The organism is Hyphomicrobiales bacterium (assembly GCA_030688605.1).
Taxonomy (GTDB): domain Bacteria; phylum Pseudomonadota; class Alphaproteobacteria; order Rhizobiales; family NORP267; genus JAUYJB01.
In genome coordinates this window covers 1-3,182 of the sequence record JAUYJB010000160.1, presented here as the reverse complement: position 1 = coordinate 3,182, position 3,182 = coordinate 1, and the positions used below count along the sequence as shown (strand labels likewise).

Below are 3,182 nucleotides of genomic sequence, written 5' to 3'. Positions count from 1 at the left end.
CTGGCTCTCCTTGCTGCCGCGATAGCCATTCCTTGAGGATTGCCGTGACGTCCGGTCGTAGCGGCGTGCAGCGCATTTTTCTGCCTTTCCCGAGGCAACGGACGTGAGCACCGGTGCCCAGCGCAACATCTTGGCGCCGAAACGAGGTGATCTCGCTATTGCGCAGGCCGGTTTGAACGGCGACGAGCAGAAGCGCCCGATCCCGGCTCCCGATCCATGTGCCAGAGTCAGGAGCCGTCACGAGGGCAGCGGCCTCTTCTGCGGTGAGAAACTCCACCGGACCACGCTCGTAGCGTTTCGCTGGAATCGCAAGAATGCGCTGGCATTGCAGAGCAAGTGCCGGTTCACTGATGGCTACGAACCGAAAGAAGGCGTGCAGTGCGCAAAGCCGGGTGTTGCGTGTCCGCGCAGAGCTGGCTCTGTCTAGTTCGAGGTGTCGTAGGAACTTCTCCATGAAGGATGCATCGAGCTCTTCCATACGCAATTTGGAAGGCGCCCGCCTGAGCTGCTGCGTAGCGAAACGCAGCAGCAGGCGGAAGGTGTCGCGGTAGCTCGCCACCGTGTGTGAACTTGCGCCTTGCTGCTCGAGCAAGCGCTCAGTGAAGAACCGCTGGACGAGGGACGGAAAGCCGGCGGGGTTCATCGTTCACCTCCGGGCTGCCGCACGCCAAGGTATTCGGCGGCAAGCTGGAGAAGCTCCGGGACTGCCTCGATATACCAATAGGTGAGGCCGACATCGACGTGACCGAGATAGGTGGCGAGCTTGGGCAATTCCCGGCTGACGTCGAGCCCGGCCCGATACCATGCGACGAGTCTTGCCGTCGCAAAGCTGTGCCTAAAATCCTGGAGCCGCGGCCCGCGACCGATGCGCCGGCGCTGCGCCTTTGTCCGCAGGCCGATCGTGCAGGACATCTTTGCAAAGGTGCGACGGGCAGTACCACCCGCCAACCGCATGCCGCGCTCGCAAATGAGGAACGCCTCACTAAGCCGTCGCGACCAGAGTCTGTCGCGCTGTTGTGCATAACGCTCAAGCGCCACGCGCGTCGAGTCCTCCACCGGAACGAAACGGGACTTTCCGAACTTCGTTTGTCGGATCGAGAGGATCCCGTTTGCGAGGTCTACGTCAGACCGGTCGAGTGCTAAAGCCTCTCCTGGCCGAAGACCGGTAGCGGCGAGAAGCCCGATGAGCGTCGAATAGGTCAGTGCCCGCAATCCGGTGGGCGAAGACAGTCCAGAGGCTTCGAGCATGAGCCGTTCGATCTCCTGGTCGCTATAAATGTGCGGCGCTTTGCGGCGTCGACGGGCGTCCAGGAGCCGCCGTGGCGGGACCTCAGTTCGGGCATCGACGGCGCTGAGCCATGCAGCGAATCCTCGCACCATGGTGAGACGCCGTGTCCATGTGGCACGTTGGACAAGTTGCGGTTCCATCGCCCAACGCAGGGCGCGCTCGGTAGTGATGAACTCAGCTCCCTCGCGCTCAAGGAAATCGACAAAGTGGTCAAGTGTCAAGGCCGGCTCTTGAAGCTTCGTTCCGAGGGCGCGGCGGACTGCCACATACTGAACCAAGGCGTCGCGAATGGCACTCATCGGGCACCTCCCGTTTCAGGCCAGGACCTCGCAACACCGCGCAATGCCTCGAACGACACCTTCGCGTAGATCGCGGTAGTGTTTTGTGAGCGATGCCGAAGGACCTCAGCGATCTCCGCCATGGACGCACCGTGGCGAATCATGGTAGTCGCCAGGCTGTGACGGAACCGATGCGCAGCGCCGCGGCTTGAGGGGCGCAGCCCGGCACGAGCGAAGGCCAGGCGTACGATATGGCCAATCGCGCACGGACCCGCCAGGCCAACGCGTGGTGCCAGCATTCGCACAAAGACTCGTCGCGATGTGCTGGCGCCGCGGTCCTCGTGAAGATAGAGAGCCAGCGCCTCGCCAATATCGGATAACAGCGGAACGTGCTCTACCATTCGGCCCTTGCCGTGGACGACGATCTCCCCTGACCGCCAACGGATGTCGCCGAGTTCGAGCGCGACGATCTCTCCCGCACGCAGACCGAGTCGAGCCAGCAAGAGCAGGATCGCGTGGTCACGGCGCCCGCGAGATGTCGACCGATCCGTAGACGCGAGAACACGTTCCTCTTCTTCGGGCGAGAGGAAGGCGGGCACTGAAGATTGACGCCACTTGCGCACTGGGGGAACTGAAACGCAGAGGTCACGCGGCGTATCTCCACGAACGAAGAGGAAGTGGAAAAACGATCGCAGTGCTGTGGCCAGGAGCCGCACATACTCCCCTGAGCGACCGATGCTGCGGGCGAGGAGATAGCTTCGGATCGTCGGCGCATCGAAGGCGCCGGGAGACCAACAGCCACTAGCGGCAAGCTGACTGGTAAGGAAATCACGAATGAAAGGTAGATAGACGCGAACCGAGTTCTCCGCAAGTCCGCGATCCTGGCGCAGGTAGTCCAGGTAACGCTTCGCAAGGGCGTCACCTAATGACGCATCGACCGGCACCGGCAATGGCGCCCAGGTCTCGGCGCGCAGATACTCAAGTAGCGGCCGCAAAGCGGCCAGTTCGAACTGAACGCGAGCCGTCCGTGTTCCAGACGAGCGCTTCACGAACGCGGCTATGTCGGAGTCACCAAGATGATCCAAGGCGATCTGCTCGCGCCTCGCCCACCGTGCGAAGGCGGCCACGATAGAGCGTTTCTTGCGCAGCGTCCGTTCGGCGTATCCTGCCGTGCGAAGGTGTCCGAGGAACGCTTCAATGTGAAGATCGAGCACCCCCAGGGGCGCGCCGTCTTCGAATCTGTCTGTCGTCATGTGATTTCTCCTTGTCTGGCATGATTGCCAGCCTGAAGAAACCATACGGATTATGCCGCATCAACTACCATAGGAGGCATGACAGGAGCGCACCTAAACCCTCCGAAGCGGCATAATCCGGCAGTCGGCATTATCAGGCTTATGCCGCCAGCGGCATAACAAGCATTGTTGTCTAGTGGGGCGCCGGCGTTGCGCAGAAACAGCGTCAGCGGCTGCCAATGCTTGGTCATGTAGGCGATGGCCTGACCCAGACCGGAGTTGGGCTCGACTTTGCGCAGTGCAAACTGTTGCGCCAGCCAGTCCTGCAGCGCATTCATGACGGGGCCGCTGTGGGTTTGGTGGAAGTTCATCCGCGCCTGCGGC

The 3,182-nt window shown here is 61.8% G+C and carries 4 protein-coding genes; all 4 read right to left on the bottom strand.

The window, feature by feature from the left end; all coding sequences use genetic code 11:
- Window positions 1–643 (bottom strand): tyrosine-type recombinase/integrase (locus tag Q8P46_16835; protein MDP2621814.1); only part of this gene is annotated, 643 nt, incomplete at its 3' end.
- Window positions 640–1,587, bottom strand: coding sequence for a tyrosine-type recombinase/integrase (locus tag Q8P46_16830; protein ID MDP2621813.1), 948 nt, complete (start codon window positions 1,585–1,587; stop codon window positions 640–642). The genes Q8P46_16830 and Q8P46_16835, both read right to left, overlap by 4 nt.
- The gene (locus tag Q8P46_16825; GenBank protein MDP2621812.1) at window positions 1,584–2,819 is read right to left on the bottom strand and encodes a tyrosine-type recombinase/integrase; all 1,236 of its coding nucleotides are present in this window, start codon (window positions 2,817–2,819) and stop codon (window positions 1,584–1,586) included. The genes Q8P46_16830 and Q8P46_16825 overlap by 4 nt, the downstream gene beginning before the upstream one ends.
- A gap of 50 nt (window positions 2,820–2,869) precedes the next feature.
- On the bottom strand, window positions 2,870–3,182 hold a 313-nt coding region (locus Q8P46_16820; protein ID MDP2621811.1), incomplete at its 5' end, for a transposase.

What these genes read in the sequence shown, in the direction of transcription:
- Q8P46_16830 (MDP2621813.1), bottom strand. Translation starts at nt 1,587, where the DNA reads ATGAGTGCCATTCGCGACGCCTTGGTTCAGTATGTGGCAGTCCGCCGC.
- Q8P46_16825 (MDP2621812.1), bottom strand. Translation starts at nt 2,819, where the DNA reads ATGACGACAGACAGATTCGAAGACGGCGCGCCCCTGGGGGTGCTCGAT.